The following is a 16,554-nucleotide window of genomic DNA, read 5'->3' on the forward strand; positions in this document are numbered from 1 at the left end:
GTCGGTGCGTCCTGCCGTCGCCCGGTCCGGCGCCGGTCCCTTTCCTCTGGGTGCCTTCCCCGGCGACGACGGGACTCGGTTCGCGGTGCACGCGCCCCACGGCAGCCGCGTCCAGCTGTGCCTGATCGACGACGCGGGTCGCGAGGACCGCATCGACCTACCGGACAAGACGTACGGAATCTGGCACGGCGAGGTGCCGGGAGTCCGTCCGGGCCAGCGCTACGGATACCGCGTGCACGGTGCGTGGCAGCCCCGGACCGGGCTCCGCGCCAACCCGCACAAGCTGCTGCTCGACCCGTGGGGCCGGCAGCTGACCGGCGACATCGGCGACATGAGCCGCCTCCTCGGCTACGAACGCACTCCGTTCGGTGAGGCATCGACCGTGGACTCGCTCGGCCACACACCGCTGTCGGTGGTGACCGGCACCCCCGCCGCGTCCCGGCACGACCGCCCGGGCACTCCGTGGGAGCAGACGGTGATCTACGAACTGCACGTCGGCTCCTACACCGCCCGCCATCCCGATGTTCCCGAACAGTGGCGGGGCACCTATCTGGGACTGACGGCGCCCGCCGTCCTCGACTACCTCGTCGGCCTCGGTGTCACCGCCGTCGAGCTCCTGCCCGTGCACGCCTTCCTCACCGAGCCACCCGTACGGATCCGCGGCATGCGTAACCACTGGGGTTACTCCACCGCGTCGTACTTCGCACCGCACCCGGGCTACGCGACCACGCCCGGCAACGAGATCGCGGAGTTCCGGACGATGGTCGACGCGCTGCACGCAGCGGGGCTCGAGGTGATCCTCGACGTGGTCTACAACCACACCTGCGAATGGTCGGTCGACGGCCCGCACGTGTCCTGGCGTGGCTTCGACGCGCCCGGCTACTACCTCCTCGATGCCACCGGCCACGACATCGATCTGACGGGCTGCGGCAACACCGTCGACGGCAGTTCCCCGGTAGCGGTGCGGATGATCTGCGACAGCCTGCGGTACTGGGCCACGGAAATGGGCGTGGACGGTTTCCGGTTCGACCTCGCCAGTGCACTGGCCCGCCCCCGGGGTGGCGACTTCGACCCCCGCGCGGCAGTGTTCACCGCGATCACCACCGATCCTGTCCTCACCCGGCTCAAGCTGATCGCCGAACCCTGGGACGCGACGCTGCCCGGCTACCAGCTCGGCAACATCGGTCCCCAGTGGTCGGAGTGGAACGATCGCTACCGCGACTCGGTACGGCGCTTCTGGGGGCGCGGGGCGGGAATCCGGGAAGTCGCCTCCCGGCTCGCGGGCTCGGAGGACCTCTACGGCCGGCACACCCGCCGCCCGTGGATGTCGATCAACTTCGTCACGGCGCACGACGGCTTCACGATGGCCGATCTCGTCAGTTACCGGCGCAAGCACAACGAGGCCAACGGTGAGCAGGGCCGGGACGGCAGTGACAACAACGAATCCGTCGACCACGGCGTCGAAGGGCCCACGGACGACCTCCTCGTCGTGGCTGCCCGCGCACGGCACGTGCGTGCGCTCCTCGCGACCCTGCTGCTGTCGACCGGCACCCCGATGCTGCTCGCCGGGGACGAGTTCGGGCACTCCCAGGGCGGCAACAACAATGCCTACTGTGTACCGGTCGACGTCCCGGTTCGCGACGCCTGGCCGCTCGACTGGGAACACGCGGACCGGGACCTGGTGGAGTTCGTGCGGCAGGCGTTGCGCCTGCGCAAGGTGGTCCCGGTGCTGCGGCAGGGCCGATTCTTCGACGGCCGGGCCCGTCAGGTCGGGTACCCCGACCTGGTGTGGTTCGGCGCGGACGGGCGAGAAATGCAGGATGCGGACTGGCTCGACGAAGACCGGCGGACGCTGCAGGCCTGGGTGGACGGCTCCCAGCTGGGCACGGTCACCCGCGCGGGCGTCCCGCTGGCGGACAGCAGTGGTCTGCTCGTGCTCCACGCGGGCGGCCCCGCCACCGTCACACTCGGCCGCGCCGAATGGTACCGCGGCGACATGGTGTGCGTCTTCGACTCGAGCTCCGTCGACGGAGAACCCGCAGACCTCACACCATTGCCCGCCGGTTCGACACTGCCGGTGACGGGGCCGACCCTGCTGGTTTTCAGGATCACGACGTGATCAGCCCGGGACGGCAACTACCGTCACCGACCCCGGAGCCACTTCGGTGAAGCCGGCGTCGCGCACCGCCACGGCAGTGCCGTCCGCTACCCGCTTCGTCAGGTGCCGCCACCGGACGGGGTCGGCGTCACGCACGGCACACACGAAACCGGACTCGGCCCAGGCACCGGCGTGCTCGGCGTCGAGGCCCCCGGCGAACAGCATCGCGGCGTGGCCGACCTGCGCCGCGGCCTTCCCGACCGTCATGTCGAGCGCAGCATCGATCCACAGCACCGGAACGCCGGCGGGCGGATCGTCCGGAGTGTCGTGCGGCAGATCCGTGCCGCCGATCTGCAGCCTCGAGATGCGGGGATCCAGAAGTCCCACGGGCCCGGGGACCAGCGCGCGGGCCTGCGCCCCGCGGTGTTCGACGGTGATCCCGTCGACCTCCTGCGCGGCGCGCCACTGGGCGCCGCGGGCACGGCGGCTGACCTTGCGGATTCGCGCGTCGGTCCACGCGAGATAGGGCTCGCGCCACGGTCCTGGTTCGCCGTCCGGTCCGGTCCCGACGCGTGGGTCCAGGCACAACGCGATCGTCGCCATCGCAGCGGCCTCAAGGAGTGCGCTCCGGGCGGGCGGATCCTGCTTGGGGATGTGGAGCACGATCGGCATCGCGAGCACTGCCCCCGGGTCGTCCGGGTCGGGTCGATGCCCGTAGCCGCGGGTGAGGACACCGTGGCGAGCCACGAAATCCGCACCGTGGGTAGCCACCACATCGTCACCGTGGCGAGCCACCACATCGTCACCGTGGCGAGCCACCACATCGTCACCGTGGCGAGCCACCACATCATCACCGTGGCAAGCCACCACATCATCACCGTGGCCTGCCGCGACGTCGGCACCGTGCGGTGCGGTCGCTTCAGGCACCGGTGTCGAGGGGCACGCGGCGAAGTGTGCCGTCGACCCGATCGGCGGCCTCGACCTCGTCGCGGGTGACGCCGAGGACGAACAGCACCGCGTCCAGGTACGGGTGGGACAGAGCCGTGTCCGCGACCTCCCGCAGCGCCGGCTTGGCGTTGAACGCGATGCCGAGTCCGGCCGCTCCGAGCATGTCGATGTCGTTCGCGCCGTCGCCGACGGCGACGGTCTGCTCGATCGGCACGCCGGCCTCGGCGGCGAACTCCCGCAGGGCACGTGCCTTCGCAGCCCGGTCCACCACCTCGCCGACGACGCGGCCGGTGAGCTTGCCGTCGACGATCTCGAGCGTGTTGGCCCGGACGAAGTCCAGTTCGAGTTCGTGGGCGAGACCGTCGATGACCTGTCGGAAGCCACCGGAGACGACGCCGCAGCGGAACCCGAGACGCCGCAGTGTGCGGATGGTGGTCCGGGCACCGGGGGTGAGTTCGAGGTTCTCGGCGACCTCGTCGATGACCGATGCGGGCAGGCCGGCGAGGGTGGCGACCCGCTGGTTCAGCGACTCGGTGAAGTCGATCTCGCCGCGCATCGCTGCCTCGGTGACAGCGCGGACCTTGTCCTCCACGCCGGCGTGTGCGGCGAGCATCTCGATCACCTCGCCCTGGACGAGGGTGGAGTCGACATCGAACACGATCAGCCGCTTCGAACGACGAGCGAGACCGGCGCGTTCCACGGCGATGTCGACCTCGAGGCCGGCGGCCACCTCCGCGAGCCCCGCGCGTAGTCGGACATCGGCCTCGGCGCCGGGGTCGGCAGCGGTGACCATGAGTTCGAGTCCGGTCACCGGGTAGTCGGCGATTCCCCGGATGGAGTCGATGTTGGCGCCCTGCCGTGCAAGCTCACGGCCCACCGAGCGCAGGGCTCGGGCACTGACGGGGCTGCCGAGGACCACGAGGGCGTGTGTGGACACGGACGAGCCGATACCCGGCTCGACTCCGGTCTGTACCTGGGCGTGCATGCCGATGGTGGCCATGGCGGCCTCGATCTCGTCCTGCAGCGCGTCGGGATCTGCCGGGCAGGAGACGAGCACCCCGAGGGTGAGCCGGCCTCGGATCACGACCTGCTCGACGTCGAGCAGATCGACGTCGTGCCGGGTGAGCGCCGCGAAGAGCACCGAGGTCACGCCGGGATGGTCCGGCCCCGTCACAGTCACCAGCATCGCGGTGTCAGACGCCACCTACGTCTCCGATCCTTCGTCAGTCGCGGCACTTACCCACTCATTGTGGCAGGTGAACGGGGTGCCGAGTGAGCAGGGGTCCTTTCGGTTGGACGCACGAGGCCCCGCCCGTCGGGGACGGGCGGGGCCTCGGGAGGCGTCGATCCGAGGGACGGATCAGCGGTCGGCGGGGGTCCTTTCGGCACCCTCGCTCAGCGCCACATGGTTGTGCTTGTTGCTGCCCGGGCCGACGTGGGCTTCGGCCCGCATGCGGTCCACCATGTGCGGGTAGTGCAGCTCGAACGCGGGCCGCTCGGAGCGGATGCGCGGCAGCTCGTAGAAGTTGTGCCGCGGCGGCGGGCAGGTGGTCGCCCACTCGAGGGAGTTGCCGTAGCCCCACGGGTCGTCGACGGTGACGACCTGCCCGTACCGGTAGCTCTTGAACACGTTCCACAGGAACGGCAGGGTCGAGGCACCGAGCACGAAGGCACCGATGGTCGAGACGATGTTCAAGGTGGTGAACCCGTCCGACGGCAGGTAGTCGGCGTAGCGACGCGGCATGCCCTCGTTGCCCAGCCAGTGCTGCACCAGGAACGTGGTGTGGAAACCGAGGAAGGTCAGCCAGAAGTGCCACTTGGCGAGGCGCTCGTCGAGCATGCGCCCGGTCATCTTCGGGAACCAGAAGTAGATGCCGGCGTAGGTGGCGAACACGATGGTGCCGAAGAGCACGTAATGGAAGTGCGCGATGACGAAGTAGGAGTCCGTCACGTGGAAGTCGAGCGGCGGGCTGGCGAGGATGACGCCGGACAGGCCGCCGAACAGGAAGGTGACGATGAAGCCGACCGAGAACAGCATCGGCGACTCGAACGTCAGGTGGCCCTTCCACATGGTGCCGATCCAGTTGAAGAACTTCACGCCGGTGGGCACCGCGATCAGGAATGTCATGAAGGAGAAGTACGGCAGCAGCACGGCGCCGGTGGCGTACATGTGGTGCGCCCACACCGCGATCGAGAGCGCCGCGATCGCCAGGGTCGCGTAGACCAGGCCGGTGTAGCCGAAGATCGGCTTGCGGGAGAAGACCGGGAAGATCTCCGAGACGATGCCGAAGAACGGCAGCGCGATGATGTAGACCTCGGGATGGCCGAAGAACCAGAACAGGTGCTGCCACAGCATGACGCCACCGTTGGCGGGGTCGAAGATGTGCCCACCGAGGTGGCGATCGACGAAGAGGCCGAAGAACGCAGCGGTCAGCAGCGGGAACGCCAGGAGGATCAGCACGCTGGTGATGAGGATGTTCCACGTGAAGATGGGCATCCGGAACATGGTCATGCCGGGGGCGCGCAGGCACACGACGGTGGTGATGAAGTTGACCGCACCGAGGATGGTGCCCAGACCCATCACGCCGAGGCCGAGGACCCAGAAGTCACCGCCGACGCCGGGCGAGTGCAGCTCGCTGGTGAGCGGGCTGTACGCGGTCCAGCCGAAGTCGGCCGCACCACCGGGGGTGATGAAGCCGGCGGTCACGATCGTGGCGCCGAACAGGTACAGCCAGTAGCTGAAGGAGTTCAGGCGCGGGAACGCGACGTCGGGGGCGCCGATCTGCAGCGGCAGGATGTAGTTCGCGAACGCGAACACGACCGGGGTCGCGTACATCAGCAGCATGATCGTGCCGTGCATGGTGAACAGCTGGTTGTACTGCTCGTTCGACAGGAACTGCAGACCCGGAACCGCGAGTTCGGTGCGGATGAGCAGAGCCATCACGCCGCCGATGAGGAAGAACGCGAACGAGGTGACCATGTACATGATCCCGAGCATCTTGGGATCCGTGGTCGTGATCATCTTGTAGAAGAACGAGCCCTTGGGTCCCTGCCGCGGCGGGTACGGCCTCGCTGCAGCTATCTCCGGGACTGGCTGGGGCGCTACGGCAGTCACTAATCCTCCTGATTGCGCGCTCGACTCGCAGTGCGAGACGAACGTTCTCTGGCTTGCGCTGATCGAATCGTAGACGGTGCGACCACCGCACGCTCACCGGGTCCTACTCAGTGTCGTACTCGGCCCTCGAGCATACCGACGGGGGCCTGTGACCCACGCAACCCGGGGGCGGTCCGCCACCCTCTGCACCTCCCGTTTCGCCGAGGCCCTAAGGTAAGCGTCACCTAAGTGCGAAGCCCCCGAGAGACGAGGTTCACCGTGCACCCCCTCCCCCTGCGCCGCGGCATCGCCGCGTTCGCGACGACCCTTACTGCGGCTGTGCTGCTCGCCGGCTGCTCCTCCGGCGACACGGCAGAGCAGGCCCCGGCCACCGCAGGCTTCCCCCGCACCGTCGAGCACTTCCGCGGAACGACCACCCTCGACTCCCCGCCGCTGCGGGTCGTCGCGCTCGACACCAGCTATGCGGATGCGACCCTGCTGCTCGAATCCGAACTCGTCGGTTACGTCGACTACCGCACCGAGGGCCTGCCCGACTACCTGGGTGACACGCGCGACCGGTTCGCCGCGGACGCGACGTCGGTCGGCGCGGTGTCCGACGCGAGCCTCGAGAAGGTCGCCGCTCTGCAGCCCGACCTGATCCTGTCCGCGGACGTGCGCGACGGCGAGAACTACGACAAGCTCTCCGCCATCGCACCGACGGTCTTCTCCGAGAGCACCGGACCGACCTGGAAGGACAACATCCGGCTCGCCGCGCGTGCCCTCGGCAAGGAGGACCTCGCCGAGCAGAAGATCGCCGACTACGAGGCCCGGGCGAAGGCCATCGGCGACGAGATCAACGCCACAGCCGGCAACCCCACCGTCTCGGTGGTCCGCTTCGCCGGCGAACCCACCGCTCGTCTGTACCGCACCACGTCGTTCAGCGGCATCGTCCTCGAGGATGCCGGCCTGGCCAGGCCGGCGAGCCAAGGACCCGATCCGGCCGATCCGAGCAGCATCATGAATGCGGTCAGCCCCGAACTCATCGGCGAGGCGGACGCGGATGTGATCTTCGTCAGCATGTACCGCGACGGGGAGGGCAAGTCCGAGGCGGCGGCGCAGCCGTTCCTGTCCAATCCGCTGTGGCAGAACCTGAGCGGCCGGAAGGTGGACGTGGACGACAGCCTCTGGATGACGCCGGTGTCCATCCAGGGCGCACACAAGATCCTCGACGACCTCGCCGACGCTTTCGGGGTCGATCCGCACACCAGTTAACCTGGACCGTCCCCTAGACAGGAGTGGTCGTATGCCCGCAGCGTCCCGGTCCCGCGCCGTCACGTGCACCGTCGCCCTCACTGCCGTCGCGGCGCTGGGGCTGGCGGGATGCGCGGAGACGACCGACGATCCGGCGAGCAGCATCGTACGCACGACCACCCGCATCGCCGGAGCCGCCGTCATCGGCATCGAACGCGACACCACGACCGCGTGCGCGCTGCCGAGCCCCCTGGATCCGGGGCAGCCCGCCGGCGGCACCCGGTCGGTGATCCACACCGGCGGTGTCTCCGAGGTGCCCGTCGACCCCCAGCGGATCGTGGTACTCGACGCTGCCGCGATGGACGCGGTGTGCGCACTCGGGCTGTGGGAGCGCGTGGTCGGCACGACCACCGACGTCGCCCGGGCGGAGTACCTCGGCACCGGCATCGCGGAACTGCCGTCGGTGGGCGCGACGTCGGCGCCCGACGTCGCGCTCATCGACGGTGCGGAGCCGGATCTGATCCTCGGCTCCTCTGCCGACCCGGAGCTCTACCGCCGCCTCGGGGCCGTCGCGCCCACGGTGCTCGTCGGCTCCGACCCGGTGTTCTGGCGGCAGCAGTTCCTCCGCGCCGCAGAGACACTCGGACGTTCGCAGGCGGCCGCCCGGGTGCTCGACGACTACCGTGCCACCGCGACGGACGTGGGCACGGCGACGACCGCGTCTCAGACGCAGGCGTCGATCGTGCGGTTCACCGGCGACGGCGCGGTCGTCGAGGGCACCGCGTCGTTCGCCGGCCAGGTCCTCGCCGACACCGGCGTCGCGCGCCCGCCCGCACAGCGGTTCGGTGTGCAGGACGGGAGTGCCGACGCGCCGCTCGACGAGGCCGCCCCGGCCGCCGCGGAGGGCGACCTGATCTACGTCCGTTTCGCCGGCGAGGACGGCGTCGCACACGGCAGCGAGGTGATGGACTCCGAGGCCTGGCTCGACCTCGGGGCGGTCACCGACAGCCGGTTGTTCGCAGTGGACGACCTCGTGTGGTCCACGCCCGGCCCGGTGGCCGCGAAAGCCGTTCTGACGGACGTGCGCAACACCCTCAACGGCTATTCGAACTGAGCCCGACGACCGAATGTCACATGGGTTCGATCACATCGAACCCATGTGACATTCGGTCACAGCGGGCGGTCACAGCGGGTGGGAGGATCAGAAGTCCCAGTCCTCGTCCTCGGTGACGACAGCCTTACCGATCACGTACGAGCTGCCCGAGCCGGAGAAGAAGTCGTGGTTCTCGTCGGCGTTCGGTGACAGCGCGGACAGGATCGCCGGGTTGACGTCGGTCTCGTCCTTCGGGAACAGCGCCTCGTAGCCGAGGTTCATCAGGGCCTTGTTGGCGTTGTACCGGAGGAATTTCTTGACGTCCTCGGTCAGGCCGACCTGGTCGTAGAGATCTGCTGTGTAGTGGGTTTCGTTGTCGTACAGCTCGTAGAGCAGCTCGAAGACCCAGTCCTTGAGCTCGTCGCGCTCGGCCTGGGTGATCTGCTCGAGACCCCGCTGGTACTTGTAGCCGATGTAGTAGCCGTGCACCGCCTCGTCGCGGATGATCAGGCGGATCATGTCGGCGGTGTTGGTGAGCTTGGCCCGCGACGACCAGTACATCGGCAGGTAGAAGCCCGAGTAGAACAGGAACGACTCGAGCAGTGTCGACGCCGCCTTGCGCTTCAGCGGGTCGTCGCCCTTGTAGTAGTCGAGGATGATCTGCGCCTTGCGCTGCAGGTGCTCGTTCTCCTCGGACCAGCGGAAGGCGTCGTCGATCTGCCGGCTCGAGCACAGCGTCGAGAAGATCTGCGAGTAGCTCTTCGCGTGCACCGACTCCATGAAGGCGATGTTGGTCAGCACCGCTTCCTCGTGCGGGGTGGCCGCATCGGGGATGAGCGAGACCGCACCGACCGTGCCCTGGATGGTGTCGAGGAGCGTCAGGCCCGTGAAGACCCGCATCGTCAGCTCTTGCTCGTATTCGGTGAGGGTGCCCCACGACTGGATGTCGTTGGAGACGGGCACCTTCTCGGGCAACCAGAAGTTGCCGGTGAGACGGTCCCAGACCTCGGCGTCCTTGTCGTCGGGAACGCGGTTCCAGTTGATCGCGGAGACGCGATCGATGAGTTTGACGTGGGCGCCGTGGGACGGGGAATGCGCGCGGGGTGCGGAGGTCATCTGTCTTTCCCTACCTGAGTTTCGATGTGTACCGGCAAGATTCGTCACAGCATGCAGGACACGCAGTTCTCCACCTCGGTGCCCTCGAGCGCCATCTGCCGCAGTCGGATGTAGTACAGCGTCTTGATTCCCTTGCGCCAGGCGTAGATCTGGGCCTTGTTCACGTCGCGGGTGGTGACGGTGTCCTTGAAGAACAACGTCAGCGACAGGCCCTGGTCGACGTGCTGGGTGGCCGCCGCGTAGGTGTCGATGATCTTCTCGTACCCGATCTCGTACGCGTCCTGGAAGTACTCCAGGTTGTCGTTGGTCAGGTAGGGAGCCGGGTAGTAGACGCGACCGATCTTGCCTTCCTTGCGGATCTCGATCTTCGACGCCACCGGGTGGATGGAGCTGGTGGAGTTGTTGATGTACGAGATCGACCCGGTGGGCGGCACGGCCTGCAGGTTCTGGTTGTAGATGCCGTGCTCCTGGACCGACGCCTTCAGGGCGCGCCAGTCGTCCTGCGTGGGAATCGCCACGCCGGCGTCGGCGAAGAGCTGCCGCACGCGGGCGGTGGCCGGCTCCCACACCCGGTCGGTGTACTTGTCGAAGAACTCGCCCGAGGCGTACTTCGACTCGGGGAAGCCCTTGAAGTACGTACCCCGCTCGACGGCGAGCCGGTTCGACGCGCGCAGCGCGTGGTAGAGCACGGTGTAGAAGTAGATGTTCGTGAAGTCGACGCCCTCTTCGGAGCCGTAGAAGATGCGCTCCCGGGCGAGGTAGCCGTGCAGGTTCATCTGCCCGAGTCCGATCGCGTGGGAGTCGTTGTTGCCCTGCTCGATCGACGGCACCGAGTAGATGTGGGTCTGATCCGACACGGCGGTCAGCGCCCGGATCGCCACCTCGATGGTGTGCGCGAAGTCCGGCGAGTCCATGGCCTTGGCGATGTTGAGCGATCCCAGGTTGCACGAGATGTCTTTGCCCACATGGCTGTAGGACAGGTCCTCGTTGAAGGTGGAGGGCGTGGAGACCTGCAGGATCTCCGAGCACAGGTTCGAGTGGGTGATCTTGCCCTTGACGGGATTTGCCCGGTTGACGGTGTCCTCGAACATGATGTACGGATAGCCGGATTCGAACTGCAGTTCCGCGACGGTCTGGAAGAACTCGCGGGCCTTGATCTTCGACTTGCGGATGCGCTTGTCGTCGACCATCTCGTAGTACTTCTCGGTGACGTCGATGTCGGCGAACGGCACACCGTAGATGCGCTCGACGTCGTACGGCGAGAACAGGTACATGTCCTCGTTGCGCTTCGCGAGTTCGAACGTGATGTCGGGGACGACGATGCCCAGCGACAGGGTCTTGATGCGGATCTTCTCGTCCGCGTTCTCGCGCTTGGTGTCGAGGAATCGGTAGATGTCGGGGTGGTGCGCGTGCAGGTACACCGCGCCGGCACCCTGGCGCGCCCCGAGCTGGTTGGCGTAGGAGAACGAGTCCTCGAGCAGCTTCATGATGGGGATGACGCCGGAGGACTGGTTCTCGATCTGCTTGATCGGCGCACCGTGCTCACGGATGTTGCTGAGCAGCAACGCTACTCCGCCGCCACGCTTGGACAGCTGCAGCGCCGAGTTGATCGAGCGGCCGATGGACTCCATGTTGTCCTCGATCCGCAGCAGGAAGCAGGAGACGGGTTCGCCGCGCTGCTTCTTGCCGGAGTTGAGGAACGTCGGGGTGGCGGGCTGGAAACGGCCCGAGATGATCTCGTCGACCAGGTGGGTCGCGAGCTGCTCGTCACCGGCGGCCAGGGTCAGCGCGACCATGCAGACGCGGTCCTCGAACCGCTCGAGGTAGCGCTTGCCGTCGAACGTCTTGAGCGTGTAGGAGGTGTAGTACTTGAACGCGCCCAGGAACGTCGGGAAGCGGAACTTCTTCGAGTAGGCGTGTTCGAAGAGTTGCTTGACGAACGGCCGGGAGTACTGCTCGAGCACCTCGGGTTCGTAGTAGTTCTCCTCCACGAGGTAGTCCAGCTTCTCGTCGAGGTTGTGGAAGAACACCGTGTTCTGGTTGACGTGCTGCAGGAAGTACTGGCGGGCGGCGGCGACATCCTTGTCGAACTGGATCTCGCCGTCAGGTCCGTACAGGTTCAACATCGCGTTGAGCGCGTGGTAGTCGAGTCCCTTGAGGGACTCGTCGATCTTGGCGCTCGCTGCCGGCGCGGCATCGGTGACGGTCACGGTGCTTGCTCCCACTGTGAGTAGACGGGTTCGCCGCGCCCGTATCCCCGACGGTGGCGCAGCGTTGATGGAGTGGACGTTGTGTGGGTGGGTCGCGGTCAGGCCGACTGCAACGACTGCGCCCAGAACTGTGTCAGGCCCTCGCGGACGCGCTCGACGTCCTCGGCGGTACCCATGAGTTCGAACCGGTAGAGGTACGGAACTTTACACTTCTGGGACACCACATCTCCAGCGTAACAATAGGATTCGCCGAAGTTGGTGTTGCCGGCGGCGATGACCCCGCGAATCAGCGCACGGTTGTGCGGATTGTTGAGGAACCGGATCACCTGCTTGGGAACGAAATTCGTGTCCCGGCCGGTTGCGGTGGTGCCACCGCCGTAGGTCGGCAGGATCAGCACGTACGGTTCGTGCACCGCGAAGGCGCCGTCCCGGTCGTGCAACGGGATCCGGGTGGCCGGCAACCCCAGTCGCCGGACGAATCGGTGCGTGTTCTCCGATGCGCTCGAGAAATACACCAACGAGGTCATGGATGTCTCACATCACTTCGCTCGGGTCCGGCGACCGGCCGCAGGGGCGGTGGGTCGGCTCGCGACGGGTCAGGCGGCGACGGCGAGGGCCTTGATGCGGTCCGGACGGAAGCCCGACCAGTGCTCGTCACCGGCGACCACCACGGGGGCCTGCAGGTAGCCGAGGGCCATCACGTAGTCCCGCGCTTCGGGGTTCTCCGAGATGTCGACGACGGAGTACTCGATACCGGCCTTGTCGAGGGCTCGGTAGGTGGCATTGCACTGGACGCAGGCAGGCTTGGTGTAGACGGTGATGTTCATGACTTCCCCTTTTCGGCAACCTGACGACTGACTGCACAGCAGTGCCTCGAGGCCCGTCGTATCACTGCGATCCCGCTTCCCCGAGGGACCGGAAACGATCAAGCCTTCCAGCGCTCTAGACACTACACCTAGTGGCCGACAGAATCATAGAACGCGAGATGTTGTGAGTTACAGCCGTGATATTCCCAGGTCGTCACTCGCCCGCAGCGCTGTCGGGCAGGTGCGCGAGCACGTCCTCGAGGTGCGCCGGCAGCCGGCGCACCCGCGCCCCGGTGGCGTGCCACAGGGCGTTGACGACCGCCGCCGCGCTGCCGACGATCCCGATCTCCCCGACCCCGCGTGACCCCATCGGGGTGGCGTGCAGGTCGTCCTCGTCGAGCCAGGTTGCGTCCACGTCCCCGATGTCGGCATGGGTGGGGATGTGGTACTCCGCCAGATCGTGGTTGACCACGTGCCCGGTGCGGGCATCGCGGATGCTCTCCTCGTGCAGCGCCATGGAGATGCCGAAGCACATCCCGCCGATCAGTTGCGAACGTGCGGTGCGGGGATTGACCACCCGCCCTACCGAGAACACGCCGTGCATCCTCGGTACCCGGATCTCGCCGGTGTCGACATCCACCCGTACCTCGGCGAAATGCGCACCGAACGACTGGATTCGGTAGTGCTCGAGCGCGGGATTCTCCTCGGCCGTCGCCGAGGCCTCGGCACCGGGTTCCGGCCGGTCACCGTGCCGCTTGCGGAAGGCGTGGGCCGCGGCGACGATCGCGGTGCCCCACGACGAGGTGCCGGAGGACCCGCCGGCGACCGTGGCGTTCGGCAGGGCCGAGTCACCGATCTCGAGATGGATGTCCTCGGGCCCGCATCCGAGCGCGTCGGCCGCGATGAGGGTGAGCGCGGTCCACGCACCGGTCCCGATGTCCGCGGCACCCGTGCGCACGGTGTAGCGACCGTCGCCGTCGTGGCGGATCTTGACCTCGGTGCCGGGGTTGAGCAGGTGCGGATAGCTCGCTGCCGCGACTCCGGTGCCGACGAGCCACCGGCCGTCGCGGCGGGTGCCGGGAGTACGGTCGGCCGGATCCCAGCCGAACACCCGCGCACCTTCACGCAGGCACTCCACGAGCCGTCGCGACGACCACGGACGCCCGGATTCGGGGTCGGCGGGCGGGTCGTTGCGCACTCGCAGCTCGATGGGGTCGAGCCCGCACGCCACCGCGAGCTCGTCCATCGCGACCTCCCCCGCGAACATCCCCGGCGCTTCCCCCGGCGCCCGCATCCAGTAGGGAGCAGGCACGTCGAGTGCGACGATGCGGTGCGAGGTACGCCGATACGGGGCGGCGTACATCCCCCGCGACGACACCGCCGTCTGCTCCGCGTACTCGCGCACGTGCGAGGACTGCGAGAAGGCCTCGTGCACCACCGCCTCGAGCCGCCCTTCCCGACTCGCCACCAGCCGGACGTGCGAGACGGTGGGCGGTCGGTAGCCGACATAGCCGAACATGTCCTGCCGGGACACCGCGAACTTGACCGCCCGACCGGGCAGCAGCCGCGCCGCCATCGCCGCTACGACGTCGTGGGCATGCGGTGCTCCTTTCGAGCCGAAACCGCCGCCCACGTAGGGACTGACAACCCGCATCTGCTCGGGGCGCAGCCCGAGCACGGGCGCCAGCGTGGAGACGACGCCGTGAGGGCTCTGCGTGGAGTCGTACAGCGTCAACGACCCCCGGGACCACAGCGCGACGACGGTGTGCGGTTCGAGCGGGTTGTTGTGCTCCTCGGGCGTGGAATACCAGCCGTCGACGACGACGCCGTCGCGTTCCGCGACCTCGACGGCCGCGGCGTCGCCCTGTTCCGCGTCGGTGGGGTAGCCGCCGTTGGCCTGTTCGGGGGCGTAACTGCGCGGATGATCGGGCCGGAATACGACGTCGTGCGGTGCGGACTCGTACTCGACCTGCACCAGTTCGCTTGCGTGTCGCGCGACCTCGGGTGTCTCGGCCACCACGGCGGCGACGATCTGCCCCCGGAAGGCGACGGCCGGGTCCTGCAGGACCGCGTACTCGGCCTCCGAGGTGTCCGCCAGCCTGGGGGCACTCCAGGGGGTGAGGACGGCGAGCACGCCGGGCAGGGCCTGCGCCGCGGCGGTCTCGACGCGGGTCACCGTTCCCCGCGCCACGGTTGCCGTGATCGGGACGAGGTAGGCGGGGTCGTCGAACGGGTGCTCGTACGCGTAGGGTGCGGCGCCGGCCACCTTCAGCGGGCCGTCCACCCGCGCCGTCGACGTGCCGATCGGGCGCTGGGCCGAGGGGGTCATGCGACTGCCTCCGAAGTGAGTTCGCGCAGTACCGACACGAGGGTGCGGCGCAGCAGCGGCACCTTGAACTCGTTGCCGTCGAGGGGCCGGGCATCGGCGAGTTCCGCGTCGGCGGCCGCAGCGAAGACGGCGTCGACGGGGGCGCTGCCCAGCAGGACGTGCTCGGCCCGATGGGCGCGCCACGGCCGGTGCGCGACGCCGCCGAGAGCGATGCGGCATCCCGTGATCAGCCCGTCGGCGACCGTCAGGTCCGCCGCCACCGAGACGAGCGCGAACGCGTACGACGCCCGGTCGCGCACCTTGCGATACGTCGAGACGGCGCCCTCGGGGGCGGGGATCTCGACGTCCAGGATCAGCTCCTCGCGCTCGAGCACCGTGTCGCGCTCGGGGCTGTCGCCGGGAAGCCGGTAGAGCTGCTCGACGGGGATGCACCGCTCCCCCTGCGCGCCGAGCACCGTCACCTCGGCATCGAGCGCGAGCAGCGCCACCGCCATGTCCGACGGATGGGTGGCGACGCAGTGTTCGGAGGCGCCGAGCACGGCGTGGTAGCGGGTGTAGCCACCGAGTGCAGTGCAGCCGCTGCCCGGGGCACGCTTGTTGCACGGAGTCGACGGGTCCCGGAAGTACACGCAGCGGGTGCGCTGGAGCAGGTTGCCGGCGGTGGTGGCCATGTTGCGCAGCTGCGGGGACGCACCGGCCAGCAGGGCCCGGGACAGGACCGGGTACCGACGGCGCACGACCGGGTGGGCAGCCAGGTCGCTGTTGCGCACGTTGGCACCCACCCGCAGTCCGCCCTCGGCGGTCTCCGCGACGACGTCGAGCGGCAGACGGGAGACGTCGACGAGCACGTCGGGCGCGGTGACACCGAGTTTGAGGTGGTCCACCAGGTTGGTGCCGCCGGCAAGGTAGGCGGCACCGGGGTGGCCGGCGACCGCGGCAACCGCGGCGGCGGGATCGGTGGGCGTCTCGTATCGGAACGTCTTCACGAGCAGTGCCCCTCCCCGCTCGCGACGTGCCGGAGCGCTTCGACGATGTTCGGGTAGGCCGCGCACCGGCACAGGTTTCCGCTCATGCGTTCGCGGATCTCGTCGTCGGTGAGTTCCGGATCCTGGGTGAGGTCCGCGGTGACATGGCTCGGGGCGCCCTTGGCCATCTCGTCGAACATGCCGACGGCGGAGCAGATCTGGCCCGGCGTGCAGTAGCCGCACTGGAACGCGTCGCATTCGACGAACGCCTGGGGCAGATGCGACGGCCCGTCGTCCGCGATTCCGGCGGCGGTGACGACGTCGGCGCCGTCGTGCGCGACCGCGAGCGACAGACAGCTCACGATACGTCGGGAGTCGAGCAGGACCGTGCACGCGCCGCACTGACCGTGGTCGCAGCCCTTCTTCGGGGAGTAGATCCCGAGCCGGTCGCGGAGGGCGTCGAGGATCGTCGTGCGCACGTCGACGGTGCAGCGGCGCTCACGGCCGTCGACGCGCAGGGTGATCGTGTGCTCGTGTTCGCCGGGACTGTCGCTCTCGTGCGCCATGGGCTCCTCCGTCGCGATGGGGACTGGCGAGGTATTCCCCGCAGCATGCCCCGGCAATCACGACCGCGGGCGCGAATC

The 16,554-nt window shown here is 68.2% G+C and carries 13 protein-coding genes; 3 read left to right on the forward strand and 10 right to left on the reverse strand.

The window, feature by feature from the left end; translation table 11 throughout:
- The first annotated feature begins 4 nt into the window (after window positions 1–4).
- A complete protein-coding gene (glgX, locus tag ACM26Y_RS15705; protein ID WP_416063685.1) occupies window positions 5–2,119 on the forward strand; it encodes a glycogen debranching protein GlgX in 2,115 nt (704 codons plus the stop codon).
- Here glgX and ACM26Y_RS15710 read toward each other — a convergent pair whose 3' ends face one another.
- The 3 genes from ACM26Y_RS15710 to ctaD form a co-directional block, all read right to left on the reverse strand.
- Complete coding sequence (locus tag ACM26Y_RS15710) at window positions 2,120–2,896, reverse strand: peptidyl-tRNA hydrolase (protein ID WP_416063686.1); 777 nt, start codon at window positions 2,894–2,896, stop codon at window positions 2,120–2,122. It lies immediately after the preceding gene.
- Window positions 2,897–3,017: 121 nt separating this feature from the next.
- Window positions 3,018–4,232, reverse strand: coding sequence for a phosphoserine phosphatase SerB (gene serB, locus ACM26Y_RS15715; protein ID WP_193788801.1), 1,215 nt, complete (start codon window positions 4,230–4,232; stop codon window positions 3,018–3,020).
- A 174-nt stretch (window positions 4,233–4,406) separates the two neighbouring features.
- Window positions 4,407–6,161, reverse strand: a complete 1,755-nt coding sequence (ctaD, locus tag ACM26Y_RS15720) for a cytochrome c oxidase subunit I (protein WP_081005275.1) — start codon at window positions 6,159–6,161, stop codon at window positions 4,407–4,409.
- Between the two features lie 258 nt (window positions 6,162–6,419).
- On the opposite strand from ctaD, the gene ACM26Y_RS15725 reads away from it, so the two are divergent.
- Together ACM26Y_RS15725 and ACM26Y_RS15730 are read left to right on the forward strand one after the other, a co-directional pair.
- On the forward strand, window positions 6,420–7,412 hold the full coding sequence (locus ACM26Y_RS15725; RefSeq protein WP_416061330.1) for an ABC transporter substrate-binding protein: 993 nt from the start codon (window positions 6,420–6,422) through the stop codon (window positions 7,410–7,412).
- A 31-nt stretch (window positions 7,413–7,443) separates the two neighbouring features.
- The gene (locus tag ACM26Y_RS15730) at window positions 7,444–8,505 is read left to right on the forward strand and encodes an ABC transporter substrate-binding protein (protein WP_416061331.1); all 1,062 of its coding nucleotides are present in this window, start codon (window positions 7,444–7,446) and stop codon (window positions 8,503–8,505) included.
- Between the two features lie 87 nt (window positions 8,506–8,592).
- Here ACM26Y_RS15730 and nrdF read toward each other — a convergent pair whose 3' ends face one another.
- The 7 genes from nrdF to ACM26Y_RS15765 all read right to left on the reverse strand — a co-directional run bounded on the left by nrdF (window position 8,593) and on the right by ACM26Y_RS15765 (window position 16,476).
- Entirely contained in the window at window positions 8,593–9,600 is a 1,008-nt protein-coding gene (gene nrdF, locus ACM26Y_RS15735; protein WP_416061332.1) for a class 1b ribonucleoside-diphosphate reductase subunit beta, read from the reverse strand.
- Window positions 9,601–9,644: 44 nt separating this feature from the next.
- Window positions 9,645–11,810, reverse strand: a complete 2,166-nt coding sequence (gene nrdE / locus ACM26Y_RS15740; RefSeq protein ID WP_054373946.1) for a class 1b ribonucleoside-diphosphate reductase subunit alpha — start codon at window positions 11,808–11,810, stop codon at window positions 9,645–9,647.
- A gap of 98 nt (window positions 11,811–11,908) precedes the next feature.
- Window positions 11,909–12,337 carry a class Ib ribonucleoside-diphosphate reductase assembly flavoprotein NrdI gene (gene nrdI, locus ACM26Y_RS15745; protein ID WP_003936943.1) on the reverse strand — a complete coding sequence of 143 codons (429 nt, stop codon included), beginning with the start codon at window positions 12,335–12,337 and terminating at the stop codon, window positions 11,909–11,911.
- A 69-nt stretch (window positions 12,338–12,406) separates the two neighbouring features.
- Window positions 12,407–12,637, reverse strand: coding sequence for a redoxin NrdH (locus ACM26Y_RS15750; protein ID WP_003936942.1), 231 nt, complete (start codon window positions 12,635–12,637; stop codon window positions 12,407–12,409).
- Window positions 12,638–12,830: 193 nt separating this feature from the next.
- Window positions 12,831–14,945, reverse strand: a complete 2,115-nt coding sequence (locus ACM26Y_RS15755) for a xanthine dehydrogenase family protein molybdopterin-binding subunit (protein WP_416061333.1) — start codon at window positions 14,943–14,945, stop codon at window positions 12,831–12,833.
- Window positions 14,942–15,931, reverse strand: a complete 990-nt coding sequence (locus ACM26Y_RS15760) for an FAD binding domain-containing protein (protein ID WP_289378572.1) — start codon at window positions 15,929–15,931, stop codon at window positions 14,942–14,944. Before ACM26Y_RS15760 ends, ACM26Y_RS15755 begins: the two co-directional genes overlap by 4 nt.
- The gene (locus tag ACM26Y_RS15765; RefSeq protein WP_289378571.1) at window positions 15,928–16,476 is read right to left on the reverse strand and encodes a 2Fe-2S iron-sulfur cluster-binding protein; all 549 of its coding nucleotides are present in this window, start codon (window positions 16,474–16,476) and stop codon (window positions 15,928–15,930) included. The genes ACM26Y_RS15760 and ACM26Y_RS15765 overlap by 4 nt, the downstream gene beginning before the upstream one ends.
- Between the last annotated feature and the right edge of the window lie 78 nt (window positions 16,477–16,554).

Source organism: Rhodococcus indonesiensis (genome assembly GCF_047782815.1).
Lineage (GTDB): Bacteria > Actinomycetota > Actinomycetes > Mycobacteriales > Mycobacteriaceae > Rhodococcus > Rhodococcus indonesiensis.

Excerpts from the sequence above, each read along its gene's own strand:
- serB (WP_193788801.1), bottom strand. The coding sequence starts at position 4,232 with ATGCTGGTGACTGTGACGGGGCCGGACCATCCCGGCGTGACCTCGGTG.
- ACM26Y_RS15730 (WP_416061331.1), top strand. The coding sequence starts at position 7,444 with ATGCCCGCAGCGTCCCGGTCCCGCGCCGTCACGTGCACCGTCGCCCTC.
- nrdF (WP_416061332.1), bottom strand. The coding sequence starts at position 9,600 with ATGACCTCCGCACCCCGCGCGCATTCCCCGTCCCACGGCGCCCACGTC.
- nrdI (WP_003936943.1), bottom strand. The coding sequence starts at position 12,337 with ATGACCTCGTTGGTGTATTTCTCGAGCGCATCGGAGAACACGCACCGA.
- ACM26Y_RS15750 (WP_003936942.1), bottom strand. The coding sequence starts at position 12,637 with ATGAACATCACCGTCTACACCAAGCCTGCCTGCGTCCAGTGCAATGCC.
- ACM26Y_RS15755 (WP_416061333.1), bottom strand. The coding sequence starts at position 14,945 with ATGACCCCCTCGGCCCAGCGCCCGATCGGCACGTCGACGGCGCGGGTG.
- ACM26Y_RS15765 (WP_289378571.1), bottom strand. The coding sequence starts at position 16,476 with ATGGCGCACGAGAGCGACAGTCCCGGCGAACACGAGCACACGATCACC.